This window comes from Pseudomonas cerasi, from assembly GCF_900074915.1.
GTDB classification, from domain to species: Bacteria; Pseudomonadota; Gammaproteobacteria; order Pseudomonadales; family Pseudomonadaceae; genus Aquipseudomonas; species Aquipseudomonas cerasi.
The window spans coordinates 3,901,540-3,917,614 of record NZ_LT222319.1; the positions used below are offsets into that span (position 1 = coordinate 3,901,540).

General features: G+C 59.9%; 14 protein-coding genes. 10 read left to right on the plus strand and 4 right to left on the minus strand.

Annotated features, from left to right (window positions below):
• Positions 1-3: 3 nt before the first annotated feature.
• Entirely contained in the window at positions 4-663 is a 660-nt protein-coding gene (locus PCPL58_RS19855) for a GntR family transcriptional regulator (protein WP_003371456.1), read from the minus strand.
• 276 nt (positions 664-939) lie between these two features.
• Here PCPL58_RS19855 and xdhA point away from each other — a divergent pair, with 276 nt between their 5' ends.
• Genes xdhA through guaD form a run of 4 tightly spaced genes read left to right on the plus strand, consistent with a single transcriptional unit; the run spans position 940 to position 7,073 of the window.
• Positions 940-2,394 carry a xanthine dehydrogenase small subunit gene (gene xdhA / locus PCPL58_RS19860; protein WP_065350249.1) on the plus strand — a complete coding sequence of 485 codons (1,455 nt, stop codon included), beginning with the start codon at positions 940-942 and terminating at the stop codon, positions 2,392-2,394.
• A complete protein-coding gene (xdhB, locus tag PCPL58_RS19865) occupies positions 2,387-4,906 on the plus strand; it encodes a xanthine dehydrogenase molybdopterin binding subunit (RefSeq protein ID WP_065350250.1) in 2,520 nt (839 codons plus the stop codon). Before xdhA ends, xdhB begins: the two co-directional genes overlap by 8 nt.
• Positions 4,903-5,742 carry a xanthine dehydrogenase accessory protein XdhC gene (xdhC, locus tag PCPL58_RS19870; RefSeq protein ID WP_065350251.1) on the plus strand — a complete coding sequence of 280 codons (840 nt, stop codon included), beginning with the start codon at positions 4,903-4,905 and terminating at the stop codon, positions 5,740-5,742. The genes xdhB and xdhC overlap by 4 nt, the downstream gene beginning before the upstream one ends.
• 17 nt (positions 5,743-5,759) lie before the next feature.
• Positions 5,760-7,073: a guanine deaminase gene (gene guaD, locus PCPL58_RS19875; protein WP_065350252.1), complete on the plus strand. Its 1,314-nt coding sequence runs from the start codon at positions 5,760-5,762 to the stop codon at positions 7,071-7,073.
• Between the two features lie 567 nt (positions 7,074-7,640).
• On the opposite strand, the gene PCPL58_RS19880 is transcribed toward guaD, so the two are convergent.
• Together PCPL58_RS19880 and uraH are read right to left on the minus strand one after the other, a co-directional pair.
• Positions 7,641-8,390, minus strand: coding sequence for a GntR family transcriptional regulator (locus PCPL58_RS19880; RefSeq protein ID WP_044308605.1), 750 nt, complete (start codon positions 8,388-8,390; stop codon positions 7,641-7,643).
• Between the two features lie 109 nt (positions 8,391-8,499).
• Complete coding sequence (gene uraH / locus PCPL58_RS19885; RefSeq protein WP_004413963.1) at positions 8,500-8,853, minus strand: hydroxyisourate hydrolase; 354 nt, start codon at positions 8,851-8,853, stop codon at positions 8,500-8,502.
• A gap of 398 nt (positions 8,854-9,251) precedes the next feature.
• Here uraH and puuE point away from each other — a divergent pair, with 398 nt between their 5' ends.
• From puuE to PCPL58_RS19915, 6 genes are all read left to right on the plus strand, one after another.
• Complete coding sequence (gene puuE / locus PCPL58_RS19890) at positions 9,252-10,181, plus strand: allantoinase PuuE (protein ID WP_065350253.1); 930 nt, start codon at positions 9,252-9,254, stop codon at positions 10,179-10,181.
• Positions 10,178-10,693, plus strand: coding sequence for a 2-oxo-4-hydroxy-4-carboxy-5-ureidoimidazoline decarboxylase (uraD, locus tag PCPL58_RS19895; RefSeq protein WP_002552800.1), 516 nt, complete (start codon positions 10,178-10,180; stop codon positions 10,691-10,693). The genes puuE and uraD overlap by 4 nt, the downstream gene beginning before the upstream one ends.
• A 41-nt stretch (positions 10,694-10,734) precedes the next feature.
• Positions 10,735-11,730: an allantoicase gene (alc, locus tag PCPL58_RS19900; RefSeq protein ID WP_003371441.1), complete on the plus strand. Its 996-nt coding sequence runs from the start codon at positions 10,735-10,737 to the stop codon at positions 11,728-11,730.
• A gap of 223 nt (positions 11,731-11,953) precedes the next feature.
• Complete coding sequence (locus PCPL58_RS19905) at positions 11,954-12,466, plus strand: ureidoglycolate lyase (protein WP_003371439.1); 513 nt, start codon at positions 11,954-11,956, stop codon at positions 12,464-12,466.
• Positions 12,467-12,471: 5 nt separating this feature from the next.
• Entirely contained in the window at positions 12,472-13,764 is a 1,293-nt protein-coding gene (locus tag PCPL58_RS19910) for a urate hydroxylase PuuD (protein ID WP_065350254.1), read from the plus strand.
• A 365-nt stretch (positions 13,765-14,129) separates the two neighbouring features.
• Positions 14,130-14,915 carry an outer membrane protein OmpK gene (locus PCPL58_RS19915; protein WP_065350255.1) on the plus strand — a complete coding sequence of 262 codons (786 nt, stop codon included), beginning with the start codon at positions 14,130-14,132 and terminating at the stop codon, positions 14,913-14,915.
• Positions 14,916-15,108: 193 nt separating this feature from the next.
• On the opposite strand, the gene PCPL58_RS19920 is transcribed toward PCPL58_RS19915, so the two are convergent.
• Complete coding sequence (locus PCPL58_RS19920; protein WP_065350256.1) at positions 15,109-16,017, minus strand: DUF808 domain-containing protein; 909 nt, start codon at positions 16,015-16,017, stop codon at positions 15,109-15,111.
• Positions 16,018-16,075: the final 58 nt, after the last annotated feature.

Consider the following 16,075-nt stretch of genomic DNA (forward strand, 5'->3'; position numbering starts at 1 on the left):
GCGTCAGCCCTTTGCCAGGGCGGCCAGCACCAGCTGGCAGCTGCGCTGACAGTAGCTGACCAGCACGACACGAATCTTCGGTATGTCCCGCGCCACCACTGCGCCAAGCAGTTCGTCGAACAATGCCAGGTAGTCGCCCATATCGGCCTTGCGTTGCTCGAGCGCGAGGAAATAGCTGCGGCTCATGGAAGGCTGCAGGTTCTCGACGGTTTCCTCGAGGTACGGGTTGTTGGCGAACGGATAGGCCGCGCGCATCACATTGAAGCTCTCTTCGACGAATGCGTTGACGTCCTGCTGCTGGAAACTGCCCTGCAGACGCTGTTGTATCTGCAGAAACGGCGCAAGATCGTCCTCGGTCTTCCAGCGCTCGACCACCGCATTGGCCAGCAGAATGTAAAGCTCGCTCATCAGGCAGCACAGGCTGGTGACGTTATGGGCGTTGAGCACCGTGACCTGCGCGCCACGACGCGGCAGGATCACCACCAGGTGGCGGCGCTCCAGAATCAGCAGTGCTTCGCGCACGGAGCCACGGCTGACGTTCAACGCCTGCGTGACTTTCTGCTCCTGAATACGCTCTCCAGGCTTGAGCTCACCGCGAATGATCCGCTCGGCAAGATGATGAGCAATTTGCTCAGCGAGGCTGTCCGGGGCCTTGAACGTCATGACTATCCTTCAGAAAAAACCAGTTCAGCATGCAAGTCGCGGAGTGTATCGCAACCGGCACGGGTGGCGCAGGGCCATAAACACGGAAACTGGCACGAAATACGCAAAACCTTGAATACACCCGGCAGGCGATTCAAGAACCAGAGGCTGTTTGATCGGCAGATCGCCGAAAAACTCAATTTCCTGACTCCTAAGTCAGAAACAAATTGACCCAATAAACAGAGCTGATAGATTCATCGACATGTCTGATGACAATAAACGTGAGGGCTTTGCGCCGTGATTCAGTTCCTTTTGAACCAAGAGCTAAAAACCGAGCGCAGCCTGAATCCGAACATGACCGTGCTGACCTACCTGCGTGAGCAGGCACACAAGCCCGGTACCAAGGAAGGTTGTGCCAGTGGTGACTGCGGTGCCTGCACCGTCGTGGTGGGCGAGTTGCACAGTGACGCTGACGGCGAGCAAACGCTGCGTTATCGCAGCCTCAATTCGTGCCTGACATTTATGGCGTCGCTGCACGGCAAGCAATTGATCAGCGTCGAAGACCTCAGGCATCAGGGCCAGTTGCACAGCGTGCAGAAGGCGATGGTCGAGTGTCATGGCTCGCAATGCGGCTTTTGTACCCCGGGCTTTGTGATGTCGCTGTTTGCCCTGCAAAAGAACAGCAGCGAAGCCGATGCCCATCAGGCCCACGAAGCCCTGGCCGGCAACCTGTGTCGCTGCACCGGCTACCGCCCTATTCTGGCCGCCGCCGAGCAGTCTTGCGCGCAGCGCCTGCCGGATCAGTTCGATCAGCGCCAGACGCAGACCGTCGAACGCTTGCGCGCCATCGCTCCGGCCGGCACCGATGAACTGAATGACGGCGAAAAACGCTGCTTCATTCCGCTGACCGTGGCGGATCTGGCGGACCTCTACGACAGCCATCCGCAGGCGCGCCTGCTGGCCGGAGGCACCGATCTGGCTCTGGAAGTCACGCAGTTTCACAAACAGTTGCCGGTGATGATTTACGTCGGACACATCGACGCGATGAAGGGCGTGAAGCGTTTCGACGACCGCCTGGAGATCGGCGCAGCGACTCCGCTGACCGATTGTTATGCCGCACTCAAGGCCGAGTACCCGGACTTTGGCGAGTTACTGCAGCGCTTCGCCTCGTTGCAGATCCGCAATCAGGGCACGCTGGGTGGCAACATCGGCAACGCCTCCCCCATCGGCGATTCCCCGCCGCTGCTGATCGCCCTTGGCGCGCAGGTCGTGCTGCGCAAAGGCAGCAGTCAGCGCACGTTGGCGCTGGAAGACTATTTCATCGACTACAAGGTCACGGCCCGCCAGGAAAGCGAGTTCATCGAAAAGATCATCGTGCCCACCGCCACATCGCGGCAGATCTTCCGCGCCTATAAAGTCTCCAAGCGGCTCGATGACGACATCTCGGCGGTCTGCGCGGCTTTTCGCCTGACCCTGGAAGATGGCGTGGTCCACGAGGCTCGCGTGGCGTTCGGCGGCATGGCGGCGATTCCGAAACGTGCAGCGGCCTGCGAAGAGGCGCTGATCGGGCAACCATGGAGCCATGCAACCGTCGAACGCGCCTGCACTGCACTGAGCGAGGATTTCACTCCGCTGTCGGATTTCCGTGCAAGCAAGGAATACCGCCTGTTGAGCGCGCAAAACCTGCTGCGCAAGTACTTCATCGAGTTACAGACCCCAGCCGTTCCAACGCGGGTGACTGACTATGTCTGAGCATTCCCCACACCTCACCCAGGCCGAGATGCTTGCAGTATTTCAACAAGGCCTGAACACCGGCGTCGGCCGCAGCGTCAAGCACGACAGTGCCGACAAGCACGTGTCCGGCGAAGCGGTGTACATTGACGATCGCCTGGAATTTCCCAACCAGTTGCACGTGTACGCACGTCTTTCCGACCGTGCCCATGCGCGTATCGTCAGCATCGATACCTCGCCCTGCTACGCCTTCGAAGGTGTACGCATCGCGATTACCCATCAGGATATTCCGGGGCTCAAGGACATCGGGCCGTTGCTGCCCGGCGACCCGCTGCTGGCCATCGATAAGGTGGAGTTCGTCGGGCAACCGGTGCTCGCCGTGGCGGCTCGCGACCTGGACATTGCACGCCAGGCGGCCATGGCGGCGATCATCGAATACGAAGACCTGCAACCGGTACTGGATGTGGTCCAGGCCCTGCGCCAGAAACACTTCGTGCTCGACAGCCATACGCACAAGCGTGGCGACTCTGCCGCTGCGCTGGCGAGCGCAACCCACCGCCTGCAGGGCAACCTGCACATTGGCGGCCAGGAACATTTTTACCTGGAAACCCAGATCTCGTCGGTGATGCCGACCGAAGACGGCGGCATGATCGTCTATTGCTCGACCCAGAACCCCACGGAAATCCAGAAGCTGGTGGCCGAGGTGCTGGGCGTGCCGATGAACCGCATCGTGGTCGACATGCGGCGCATGGGCGGTGGTTTTGGCGGCAAGGAAACCCAGGCGGCCAGCCCGGCCTGCCTGTGCGCCGTGATTGCCCGCTTGACCGGCCAGCCCACCAAGATGCGCCTGCAACGCTTCGAAGACATGCAGATGACCGGCAAGCGCCACCCGTTCTACATCGAGTACGACGTGGGTTTCGATGATGACGGTCGCTTGCAGGGCATACAACTGGATCTGGCCGGCAACTGCGGCTATTCGCCGGACCTGTCGGCGTCCATCGTCGACCGCGCCATGTTTCATGCCGACAACGCCTATTACCTCGGTGAAGCCACCGTCAACGGCCACCGCTGCAAGACGCACACCGCCTCCAACACCGCCTACCGGGGCTTTGGCGGCCCGCAGGGCATGGTCGCCATCGAAGAGGTCATGGACTGCATTGCACGTTTCCTGGGCAAGGACCCGCTGCACGTGCGCAAGGCCAACTATTACGGCAAGACCGAGCGTAACGTCACCCACTATTACCAGACGGTCGAACACAACCTGCTGGAAGAGATGACCGCCGACCTCGAGCAAAGCAGCCAGTACGCCGAGCGCCGCGAAGCGATTCGTGCGTTCAACGCCGGCAGCCCGGTGCTGAAAAAAGGCCTGGCGCTGACGCCGGTCAAGTTCGGTATCTCGTTCACCGCCAGTTTTCTCAATCAGGCCGGTGCGCTGATTCATATCTACACCGACGGCAGCATCCACCTGAACCATGGCGGCACCGAAATGGGCCAGGGCTTGAACACCAAGGTTGCGCAGGTCGTGGCCGAGGTGTTCCAGGTGGACATCGAGCGCATCCAGATCACCGCGACCAACACAGACAAGGTGCCCAACACCTCGCCCACTGCCGCTTCGAGCGGTACGGACCTGAACGGCAAGGCGGCACAGAATGCCGCTGAAATCCTCAAGCAAAGGCTGGTGGAGTTTGCCGCCAGGCACTATCAGGTAAGCGAAGCGGACGTCGAGTTCCGCAATGGCCATGTGCGGATCGGCGAGCTGTTCCTGCCGTTCGCCGAACTGGCGCAATTGGCATGGATGGGCCAGGTGTCGCTGTCCAGCACCGGCTATTACAAGACGCCGAAGATTTTTTACGACCGCAGCCAGGCGCGTGGCCGGCCGTTCTATTACTACGCCTTTGGCGCAGCCTGCGTGGAAGTCATCGTCGATACGCTGACCGGCGAATACAAGATGTTGCGCACCGACATCCTGCACGACGTCGGCGCGTCGCTGAACCCGGCCATCGATATCGGTCAGGTCGAAGGCGGCTACATTCAAGGCGCCGGCTGGCTGACCACCGAGGAACTGGTGTGGAATGATAAGGGCAAGCTGATGACCAGCGGCCCGGCGTCCTACAAGATCCCGGCAGTGGCGGACATGCCGCTCGATCTGCGCATCAAGCTGGTAGAGAACCGCAAGAACCCGGAAGACACGGTGTTTCATTCCAAGGCCGTCGGCGAGCCGCCGTTCATGCTCGGCATCGCCGCCTGGTGCGCGATCAAGGACGCCGTGGCGAGCCTGGGTGACTACCGTCATCAACCAAACATCGACGCCCCGGCGACGCCGGAAAAAGTGCTGTGGGGCTGTGAACAGATGCGCCAGAACAGCGCCGCGCGTCACGCATCCAGCGAAGGCGCCGAGCCGGTTGTTTCCGCCTCTTCGCGGGCAAGTGAAGCTTCGCCAGGCTCGCCCTTACCTATTCAGGATGCCCCCGTGGGAGCCAGCTTGCTCGCGAAGGCGCCTGGCCTGGATCACTCTGTCCTGGAGCAGAAATGAACAACTGGATCAGCGCCCTGGCCGAGCTGCAGGCCCGTGGTGAACCCGGCATTCTGGTGACGATCATCGAGGCGCTGGGCTCCACGCCGCGCAATGCCGGATCGAAAATGGTGGTCTGCGCCGAGCGCATCCACGACACCATCGGTGGCGGCCACCTGGAATACAAGGCCATGGAGATCGCCCGTGAGATGCTTGCCAGCGGCACACGGCAGACGCGCCTGGAACGTTTCAACCTGGGTGCAAGCCTGGGCCAGTGCTGCGGCGGCGTGAACGTGCTGTTGTTCGAACCGATGGGCGAGCCCGTCGCGCAGATCGCCGTGTTCGGTGCCGGTCATGTCGGCCGCGCGCTGGTGCCGCTGCTGGCCAGCCTGCCCTGCCGGGTGCGCTGGATCGACAGCCGCGAGCATGAATTCCCCGAGTCGATGCCCGGTGGCGTGATGAAGATCGTCAATGACGAGCCGGTCGACGAGGTCGCGCAACTGCCTGTGGGCACCTATTGCGTCGTGATGACCCACAACCATCAACTGGATCTGGAACTGACGGCCGCCATCCTCGGGCGTGGTGACTTCGGTTACTTCGGACTGATCGGCTCGAAAACCAAACGGGTCAAGTTCGAACATCGCTTGCGGGAACGCGGTTTCGACGCCAGTCTGCTGCAACGCATGCGTTGCCCGATGGGCCTGGCCGAGGTCAAAGGCAAGCTGCCCATCGAGATCGCGGTGTCGATCGCCGCGGAAATAATCGCCACTTACAATGTCAGCTTTGGCCAACACACCGCCAACGCCGAACCTATCGCCAGACTGCTGCCTGCATCGCGCCGCAGTCAGTCGCAATGAGTCACAACGAGAGTGCCATGAGTTCAGTTTCCCGCCGTAAAGCCTACCGCGCCGCCATCGTTCACAGCCTCGCCGACCCGGCCAAAGTGGCGCTGGAGGCATCCTGTGAATACTTTGCCGACGGCTTGCTGCTGGTCGAGGACGGCAAGATCGTTTCGGTGGGTCATGCTGCCGATCTGCTGGAGCGCCTCGACGACGATGTCGAGCTGATCGAGTACCCGGACGCACTGATCACACCGGGGTTCATCGACACCCATATTCACTTGCCGCAAACCGGCATGATCGGCTCCTACGGCGAGCAGTTGCTGGACTGGCTCAACACCTACACCTTCCCCTGCGAAAGCCAGTTCGCCGACCCCGCGCATTCAGCACAGGTGGCCGACATCTTCATCAAGGAACTGCTGCGCAACGGTACAACCACGGCACTGGTGTTCGGCAGCGTGCACAAGGAATCGGTCGAGGCGTTTTTCAGCGCGGCGCAGGCACTTGATCTGCGCATGATCGCCGGCAAGGTGATGATGGATCGCAATGCGCCGGACTACCTGGTCGATACGCCAGAATCCGGGTATGCCGACAGCAAGGCTTTGATCGAACGCTGGCATGGCAAAGGGCGTTTGAGCTACGCAGTGACCCCTCGATTCGCGCCAACCAGCAGCCCGGAGCAGTTGAGTCTGGCCGGCCAGTTGCTGACCGAATACCCCGGCCTGTACCTGCAGACCCACATCAGCGAGAACCTTCAGGAGATCGAGTGGGTCAAGGCGCTGTTCCCGGAGCGCAAGCATTACCTGGACGTCTATGATCACTTCAACCTGCTCGGCGAGCGCTCGGTGTTCGCCCATGGCGTGCACCTGTGCGACGAACAATGCGCCCGACTGGCGCAGACCGGTTCGGCGATTGCTTTCTGCCCGACCTCCAACCTGTTTCTGGGCAGCGGCCTGTTCAACTTGCCGATGGCCGAGAAGCACAAGGTGAATGTCGGTCTGGGCACCGACGTGGGCGGCGGCACCAGTTTTTCGATTCTGCAGACCCTGAACGAGGCCTACAAGGTCATGCAGATGCAGGGCGCGCGGCTCAATCCATTCAAGTCGCTGTACCTGGCGACGCTGGGCGGCGCGCGGGCGCTGCGCCTGGAAGACAAGGTCGGCAGCCTGAAGCCAGGCAACGAGGCTGACTTCCTGGTGCTCGACTACAACGCCACCCCGCTGCTGTCGTATCGTTTGAAGCAAGCCAAAGGCATCGAAGAGATTCTGTTCGTGCTGATGACTATTGGTGATGACCGGACTGTGAAGCAGACCTGGTCAGGTGGGCGATTGGTGCATGAGCGGAGTTGAACCTGCTCTCAGGACAACTCTCGCCACTCACGCTCCAGCGTGGGAATGCAGGTCTCGACGCTCTGCGTCGCCAAGAGGACGCAGAGCGTCCGGAACGGCATGACGACGCTGAGCGTCGCACGATAATCGGATTGTCTGTTCAGACCGACGCAGAACATCAGCACGATAGTTGAGATGATCGTTCCTCACGCTCCGCGTGGGAATGCAGGTCGCGACGCTCTGCGTCGCCAAGAGGACGCAGAGCGTCCGGAACGGCATGACGACGCGGAGCGTCGCACGATAATCGGATTGTCTGTTCAGACCGACGCAGGACATCAGCACGATAGTTGAGATGATCGTTCCTCACGCTCCGCGTGGGAATGCAGGTCTCGACGCTCTGCGTCGCCAAGAGGACGCAGAGCGTCCGGAACGGCATGACGACGCGGAGCGTCGCACGATAATCGGATTGTCTGTTCAGACCGACGCAGAACATCAGCACGATAGTTGAGATGATCGTTCCTCACGCTCCGCGTGGGAATGCAGGTCGCGACGCTCTGCGTCGCACGATAATTGTTCATCCACACAGCCTCAACGCCCCGGTTTTTTCCGGCCCATGACGTGCGAGAACACAGCATGCAAATCATCCGTGGCGCTGTCTTCGTCAAGGTTGAGTTTGCTGTCGATGTGGTCCATGTGATGCATCATCAATTCGACGGCCAGTGCCGCATTGCGGGCTTCGATGGCGTCGATCAACTGGTTGTGCTCATCGTAGGAACAGTGCGTGCGATTGCCGGTTTCGTACTGGGCAATGATCAGCGAGGTCTGCGACACCAGGCTGCGCTGGAAGCTGATCAGCGGCGCGTTTCTAGCGGCCACGGCCAACTGAAGATGGAATTCGCCGGACAAACGAATACCGGCACCCCGATCACCGCGGGCGAAGCTGTCGCGCTCGTCGCTGACCATCTGGCGCAGCTCGGCCAGTTGCTCGGCAGTAGCGTGCTCGACCGCCAGTTCAGTGATTGCCTTCTCGACCATACGCCGGGCGAAAAACACCTGCCGCGCCTCTTCAACGCTGGGGCTGGAGACCACCGCGCCACGGTTGGGGCGCAGCAGCACGACGCCCTCATGGCCCAACCGCGACAGGGCGCGACGAATGATGGTACGGCTCACACCGAAAATCTCGCCCAGCGCCTCTTCACTCAATTTGGTACCCGGCGCCAGCCGCTGTTCCAGAATGGCATCGAAGACATGTTCGTAAACGACATCGTCCTGCGTGACGTTACGGCTTGAGCCAAGGCTGCGCGGCTGTTTCTTGAGGGGCAGGGACTGGTCGTTCATGGGCACTCGTGCGCAGGTGGATGACGGCATCGGGACTGGCGCATTGTACACAGGGCAAAAGCGCAGACACGCGCAAAAAAAGCCCGCAGTGTGGGCGGGCAAGAGGTATTCAGCTGCCCCTGTACGTCGAGTAGCTGTATGGCGAGATTAACAGCGGCACATGAAAGTGTTCCTGACCTGCATCAATGCCGAAGCGCAGCACCACCTCATCGAGAAAGGCAGGCTCATTCAGGGCCACGCCCCGCGCGCGGTAATAATCGCCAGCCTTGAAGTGCAACTGATAGACGCCGGATTGATAGGCCTCGCCCTGCAGCAGCGGCGCATCGCAACGCCCGTCGCTATTGGTGAGCGCACTGACAACGTGCAGCAGTTGCTGGCCTTCGACCCGGTACAGCTCGATGTGGATGGCGCTGCCTGGGCAGCCGTGGGCGGCATCCAGTACATGTGTGGTCAATTTTCCCAAAACTTCACTCCTCACATCCGGCCATGGTCAAGCAGTGCACCAATGAAGTGCTCTACATCGTGCGATTGCGACCGATTAAGACACTTTCGGGAAAAGCTGTACACAATATATTCCTGATCGTTCAACAGCCCGTGGCCAGGACGCCGGCTGGGCGCAGGATTGGCCAGAGATATAGGAAGCAGAGGAAAAATATCAGGTTTTTTACGATTAGCTGACCAGTCAGGCAGGTTTCTTGCTTGTTTTACGCTTATCGAGACGCTTCGGTGCAGAAACGTACAGGGTTACAAGCTGAAAACAAAATTGTATACAATCTTGACCCAACAGTGCCTTGACCGCTCTTGGCATTGCACCTGACTTAACGCATCCAACGCACCCCATGTAGAAAAAGGAAGCTTGCAGTGAGCGCTGACTACCCACGCGACCTGATCGGTTACGGCAACAACCCGCCTCACCCACGCTGGCCGGGTAATGCGCGCATTGCCTTGTCTTTCGTGCTGAATTACGAGGAAGGTGGCGAGCGCAATATTCTGCATGGCGACAAGGAATCAGAAGCCTTTCTGTCCGAGATGGTTGCCGCGCAGCCACTCCAGGGCCAGCGCAACATGAGCATGGAGTCGCTGTACGAGTACGGCAGCCGCGCCGGTGTGTGGCGCATTCTCAAGCTGTTCAGGCAGTTCGATATCCCCCTGACCATTTTTGCCGTGGCCATGGCCGCGCAACGTCATCCGGAGGTGATCCGTGCCATGGTCGCCGAAGGTCATGAGATCTGCAGCCACGGCTATCGCTGGATCGACTACCAGAACATGGACGAAGCCCAGGAGCGTGAGCACATGCGCCAGGCGATCCAGATCCTCACCGGCATCAGCGGCGAACGGCCGTTGGGCTGGTACACCGGGCGCACCGGCCCCAACACCCGGCGCCTGGTCATGGAGGAAGGCGGGTTTCTCTATGATTGCGACACCTACGACGACGACCTGCCGTACTGGGAGCCGAACAACCCGACCGGTAAGCCTCATCTGGTGATTCCGTACACCCTGGACACCAACGACATGCGTTTCACCCAGGTGCAGGGCTTCAACAATGGCGAGCAGTTCTTTCAGTACCTCAAGGATGCGTTCGACGTGCTGTATGCCGAAGGCGAAGACGCACCGAAGATGCTTTCCATCGGCCTGCATTGCCGCCTGATCGGCCGTCCCGCCCGCCTCGCCGCACTCAAGCGTTTCATCGAGTACGCCAAAGGCCATGAGCAGGTGTGGTTTACCCGTCGTGTCGATATCGCCCGGCACTGGCACACTGAACATCCGTTTACCGGCAAGGCCGAGCAATGAGCACGTTCAAGACACTGACACCTTCAAGCCTGGGCCGGGAGGCGTTCATCGCGGCCTTTGCCGATATCTACGAACACTCACCGTGGGTCGCGCAGCAAGCGTTCGACCAAAGCACAGGCGCGCATCTCGATCAGGTCGAGACCCTTCACGCACGCATGAGCGAGATCCTGCTGGGTGCCACACACGAGCAACAACTGGCACTGATCAATGCCCACCCGGACCTGGCAGGCAAGGCTGCCGTCCAGGGTGAGCTGACTCAGGCCAGTACCGATGAACAGGCCGGCGCCGGTATCCACCACTGCACGCCTGAGGAGTTCCAGCGCTTTACCGAGCTGAACGAGGCTTACAAGGCCCGCTTCGGCTTTCCGTTCATCATGGCGGTCAAGGGCAGCGACAGGCACAAAATTCTGGCAGCGTTCGAACAACGCATCCACCACTCGCCCGAGGCCGAGTTTGCTTGCGCCCTGGCCGAGATCAACAAGATCGCACTGTTTCGTCTACAGGCGCTTTGAGTGTCGCAGTCATAACCGTATTCAGAAGGCAGACAAAGAGCATGAAAGTTTACGCCGCACCGTTCGAGAAGTTCGTGAACCTGGCCGACGCGCGTCTGGGCACCAAAATCCTTTCGGTCACCGATGACTGGTTCGCCGACGCCAACCGGCTGTTCCAGCCGACCCCGGCCGTCTGGAAAGAAGGCGTGTTCGACGACAACGGCAAGTGGATGGACGGCTGGGAGTCGCGCCGCAAGCGTTTCGAAGGGTACGACAGCGCAGTGATTCGCCTCGGTGTGGCAGGAACCATCAAGGGTGTGGACATCGACACCTCGTTTTTCACCGGCAACTTCCCGCCTTCCGCGTCGCTGGAGGCGTGCTTCCTGGCGTCGGGCGAGCCCGATGAAAACACTGCCTGGACCGAAGTGCTGCCGTCTGTGGAGCTGCAAGGCAACAGCCATCATTACCACGAGATCAGCAACGATCAGGCGTTCAGCCACCTGCGCTTCAACATCTACCCGGATGGCGGCGTCGCGCGTCTGCGCGTGTACGGTGTGCCGCATCGCGACTGGTCGAAAGTCAGCGAGGACGAGCAGATCGATCTGGTTGCAGCGCTCAATGGCGGCCGATCGATTGCCTGCTCCGATGAACATTACGGCAGCATGAGCAATATCCTCAACCCTGGGCGCGGTGTGAACATGGGCGACGGCTGGGAAACCGCGCGCCGCCGCACACCCGGCAACGATTGGGTGATTGTGGCACTCGGGCATAAGGGCGAAGTCGAGAAAGTCATCGTCGATACCCTGCACTTCAAAGGTAACTACCCGGACAGCTGCTCGATTCAGGGCGCTCTGGTCAAGGGTGGTACCGACAGCCAGATCGAAACCCAGAGCCTGTTCTGGCGCGAGTTGCTGCCCAGCCAGAAGCTGACCATGCACGCAGAACACGAGTTCGCCGAGCAGATCAAGGCGATCGGCCCGATCACCCACATCCGCCTGAACGTATTCCCGGACGGGGGTGTGAGCCGCCTGCGAGTACTGGGCAAGGTGGCCAGGTAACAACGCGTCGGAAGTCAGCAGAAGGCAACAGGCTATCGTTCCCACGCTCTGCGTGGGAATGCAGTTCCGGACGCTCTGCGTCCAGTCTTGAGTATGTGTGGCGCGGCGTAGAGTTGTGACGCAGAGCGTCACGAAATGCATGCCAACGCAGAGCATTGGCACGATAGTCATCAATACGAATGTGCAAACGACCCACCCTCAAAACCATTGAAGAAGAACCCGCATGCGCAAACTGATAATCGAGCCACTGACCAAGGAAGCCTTTGCGCCATTCGGTGATGTGATCGAAACCGACGGCAGCGATCACTTCATGATCAATAACGGCTCGACCATGCGCTTTCATCGTCTGGCTGATGTGCAGACCGCGCAGCCGGAAGACAAGGCGATCATCAGCATCTTCCGCGCCGAAGCGCTGCCGATGCCGTTGACCATCGGCATGCTGGAGCGTCATCCGCTGGGCAGTCAGGCGTTCGTGCCGTTGCTCGGCAACCCCTTTCTGATCGTGGTCGCGCCAGTTGGCGATGTGCCTGAATCAGAGCTGACCCGCGCCTTCGTGTCGAACGGCAGGCAGGGTGTCAATTACCATCGCGGCGTCTGGCACCATCCGGTGCTGACGATCGAAAAGCGGGATGACTTCCTGGTGGTTGATCGCAGTGGCGAAGGCAACAACTGCGACGAGCATTACTTTGCCGAGAGCCAGTTGCTGGTTCTCGATCCCCACCCACTGGAAGGGTAAACACCGTGCTGGCACATATGATGGAATGGCTGAATCTGGGCGTGCGCTGGATTCACATGATTGTCGGCGTCGCCTGGATCGGCGCATCGTTCTACTTCGTCTGGCTGGAGAACAACCTCAACCGCAGTAACCCGCGTGAAGGCCTGTCGGGTGATCTGTGGGCGATCCACGGCGGCGGCATCTACCACCTGGAGAAGTACAAGCTCGCACCGCCGACCATGCCGGAGAATCTGCACTGGTTCAAATGGGAAGCCTATTCGACCTGGCTGTCAGGGGTCGCGCTGTTGTGCGTGGTGTTCTACGCCAACCCGACGCTGTACCTGCTGGCACCGGGCAGCAGCCTGAGTGGTGCCGAGGGCGTGCACATCGGCCTGGGTTCGTTGTTCGTCGGCTGGTTCATCTACAGCTTTCTGTGTGACTCGCCACTGGGCAAGCGCCCTGCCCTGCTGGGCGTGGTCCTGTTCGTGCTGCTGGTCGCGGCGGCATACGGGTTCAGCAAAGTGTTCAGCGGTCGCGGTGCCTATCTGCATGTGGGCGCGATCATGGGCACTATCATGGTCGGCAACGTGTTCCGCATCATCATGCCGGCCCAGCGCGCACTGGTAGCCGCCATTGCCGAGAACCGCACGCCGGACCCAAGCCTGCCGGCAAAAGGCCTTTTACGTTCACGGCACAACAACTACTTCACTCTGCCTGTGCTGTTCATCATGATCAGCAATCACTTTCCAAGCACCTACGGCAGTGAGTACAACTGGCTGATTCTCGCAGGCATCGCACTGCTGGCCGTGCTGGTCCGCCATTACTTCAATACACGGCACAACAGCCACCGCTTCGCCTGGACCCTGCCGGTCGCGGCGCTGGGCATGCTGTGCCTGGCGTATGTCACCGGCCCTGCGCAACCACCGGCCAGGATCGTCTATCAGCCACTGCCCGGTACAGCGGTCGGCGGTCATCGGGCTGATGAGCAACCTGCGCAACCCGCCGCTGCGCCTGCCCAGGCAGCGTCTGTCCAGCCCGAACCTGCCAAGGTGGCAGGTGCAGACTTCAACACGGTGCACGACGTCATTCGGCAACGTTGCTCGGTCTGTCACTCGGCCACGCCTACCAGCCAGTTGTTCAGCGTCGCTCCGGCCGGCGTGATGTTCGATACGCCTGAGCAGATTCAGCAACAGGCACCGCGTATCAAGGCGCAGGCGATCACCGCGCCGATCATGCCGCTGGGCAATATTACCCAGATGACCCAGCAGGAACGTGATCTGGTAGGCGCCTGGATCGATCAGGGCGCACACATCAACTGAAGCACCGGGCATTGCCCTGTTTTCGCTCCAGGCGCCCTGCTCTGGAGCACTTGAGCACGGCGACGCGAGTCAGTATCCTCCGCCGCCGCTGCCAACCCGCCCACCACTTTCCCGCTAACTGAACCCGACCGGGCGGCCCACTGGCTGAACGGCACGCAGAACGCTGTGCATTGGAAAAAAAGACCTGAAATCGACATTTAGATATCGGTTTGAAGGGTTACTTAAACTTTTTTTCACTGATTGGCGCAGCTCTTGCTAACAACACAAAGCTGACCAGACAGACAAATTATTGCAACCACCGACAAGGCGTCACGCATAGAGCGCCAGTCCGAAAAAATCACGATCTACATCAAGGGGCTCACCGCATGAACCGTACGATTTCCAGTGCATTACTGGCCAGCAGTCTGCTGGCTGCCGCACCCGCCATGGCAGGGGATATCTTCCAGTGGCAGAGTAATAGCCTGACCTATCTCAATGGACGAGACTTTGCTGTCAACCCGGAAAATCAGCAGACCTTTACCTTTGAGCACGCGGACAGCTGGAAGTACGGCGACAACTTCTTCTTCGTCGACAAGATCTTCTACAACGGCAAGAAAGACGCAACCGCTGGCGATAACACCTATTACGGCGAGTTCTCGCCACGCCTGTCGCTGGGCAAGATCTTCGGCCAGAAGTTCGAGTTCGGGCCGATCAGCGATGTGCTGATTGCCGCAACTTACGAGTTCGGTGAAGGCGATAACGAGTCGTACCTGATCGGTCCGGCGTTCGACCTGAAGATCCCGGGTTTCGACTACTTCCAGCTTGACTTCTACCAGCGCCAGACCGAAGGCAATCGCCCGGGCGACGGCGTGTGGCAGATCACTCCGGTGTGGTCCTACACCATCCCGGTGGGCAAATCGGATGTGCTGATCGACGGCTTCATGGACTGGGTGGTCGACAACGACAAGACCTCACGTGGCACTTACCACTCCAACCTGCACTTCAACCCGCAGATCAAGTATGACCTGGGCAAGGCACTGAATTACCCGGAGCGGCAGCTCTACGTGGGTATTGAGTACGACTACTGGACCAACAAATACGGTATCAAGGACACCAGCTCCTTCGACACCGATCAGAACACCGCGAGTTTGCTGGTGAAGGTGTTCTTCTAAGCACGTTGTTTGACGGTGATGACGCTCACTCCCAAGCTCTACATTACATAGGTCTCTGGGGAGCGAGCTTGCTCGCGAAGGCGGTGTTTCAGACACCCTTCGGTTGGCTGTACCAGCCCCTTCGCAAGCAAGCTAAGCGTCACCCGGCTCGCCCCCACGGCCCTGGATCAGAAGTGTGGATGACCGCCTCCACTCACTCCTTCGCAGCTTTCCAGACCTTGCCAACCAGCGTCACGACCAGCACCAGCACGGCACCGGCAATGATCCCGGCAACAGCATCGATCAGCGTCGGAACGATCATCGACAGACCGCCAACCGCACCGGCTGCCGCTTCAGTCACGCCTTCGACCCAATGATGAGCGAACGGCAGGCCGTGGACCAGGATCCCGCCGCCGACCATGAACATGGCGGCAGTACCGACGATCGACAGCACTTTCATCAACACCGGTGCCAGCCACAGCAGGCCGGCACCGATCTTTTGTGACACCGAAGCTGCGCTTTTCTTCAGATACAGGCCCAGGTCGTCGAGTTTGACGATACCGGCCACCAGCCCGTAGACCCCCACGGTAATCAGCACTGCGACGATGACCAGCACACCGACCTGATCCATGAAGGGTCTGGCCGAGACCACGCCCAGCGCGAGCACGATGATTTCCGCCGAAAGAATGAAGTCCGTGCGAATCGCGCCTTTTACGCGCTCCTTTTCGAACGCCACCATGTCCACGGACGCATCCGTCGACGCCTGCTTGCGCTGCTCATGCTCTTCACCGGTTTCGGGATGCAGCCATTTATGGGCGATTTTCTCGAAGCCCTCGAAGCACAGAAACGCACCGCCGATCATCAGCAACGGCAGAATCGCCCAGTGTGCGAAGGCACTGATCAACAGCGCTGCCGGAACCAGAATGGCCTTGTTGAGCAGTGACCCCTTGGCCACGGCCCAGACAACCGGCAATTCGCGATCCGCTGAAACACCGGTGACCTGCTGGGCATTGAGCGCCAGATCATCACCCAGCACACCCGCCGTCTTCTTCGTGGCCAGCGCCACGTCATCGAGCAACGTCGCAATATCGTCAAGCAGGGTAAGCAAGCTTCCAGCAGCCAAAATGAAAATCCTTGAGCAAGTAAAAAAAAGAAACGGCGCTGATTGAATCATGCGCCAG

What these genes read in the sequence shown, in the direction of transcription:
- PCPL58_RS19905 (WP_003371439.1), top strand. Translation starts at nt 11,954, where the DNA reads ATGCGCAAACTGATAATCGAGCCACTGACCAAGGAAGCCTTTGCGCCA.
- alc (WP_003371441.1), top strand. Translation starts at nt 10,735, where the DNA reads ATGAAAGTTTACGCCGCACCGTTCGAGAAGTTCGTGAACCTGGCCGAC.
- guaD (WP_065350252.1), top strand. Translation starts at nt 5,760, where the DNA reads ATGAGTTCAGTTTCCCGCCGTAAAGCCTACCGCGCCGCCATCGTTCAC.
- PCPL58_RS19915 (WP_065350255.1), top strand. Translation starts at nt 14,130, where the DNA reads ATGAACCGTACGATTTCCAGTGCATTACTGGCCAGCAGTCTGCTGGCT.
- xdhC (WP_065350251.1), top strand. Translation starts at nt 4,903, where the DNA reads ATGAACAACTGGATCAGCGCCCTGGCCGAGCTGCAGGCCCGTGGTGAA.
- xdhB (WP_065350250.1), top strand. Translation starts at nt 2,387, where the DNA reads ATGTCTGAGCATTCCCCACACCTCACCCAGGCCGAGATGCTTGCAGTA.
- PCPL58_RS19880 (WP_044308605.1), bottom strand. Translation starts at nt 8,390, where the DNA reads ATGAACGACCAGTCCCTGCCCCTCAAGAAACAGCCGCGCAGCCTTGGC.
- PCPL58_RS19855 (WP_003371456.1), bottom strand. Translation starts at nt 663, where the DNA reads ATGACGTTCAAGGCCCCGGACAGCCTCGCTGAGCAAATTGCTCATCAT.
- uraD (WP_002552800.1), top strand. Translation starts at nt 10,178, where the DNA reads ATGAGCACGTTCAAGACACTGACACCTTCAAGCCTGGGCCGGGAGGCG.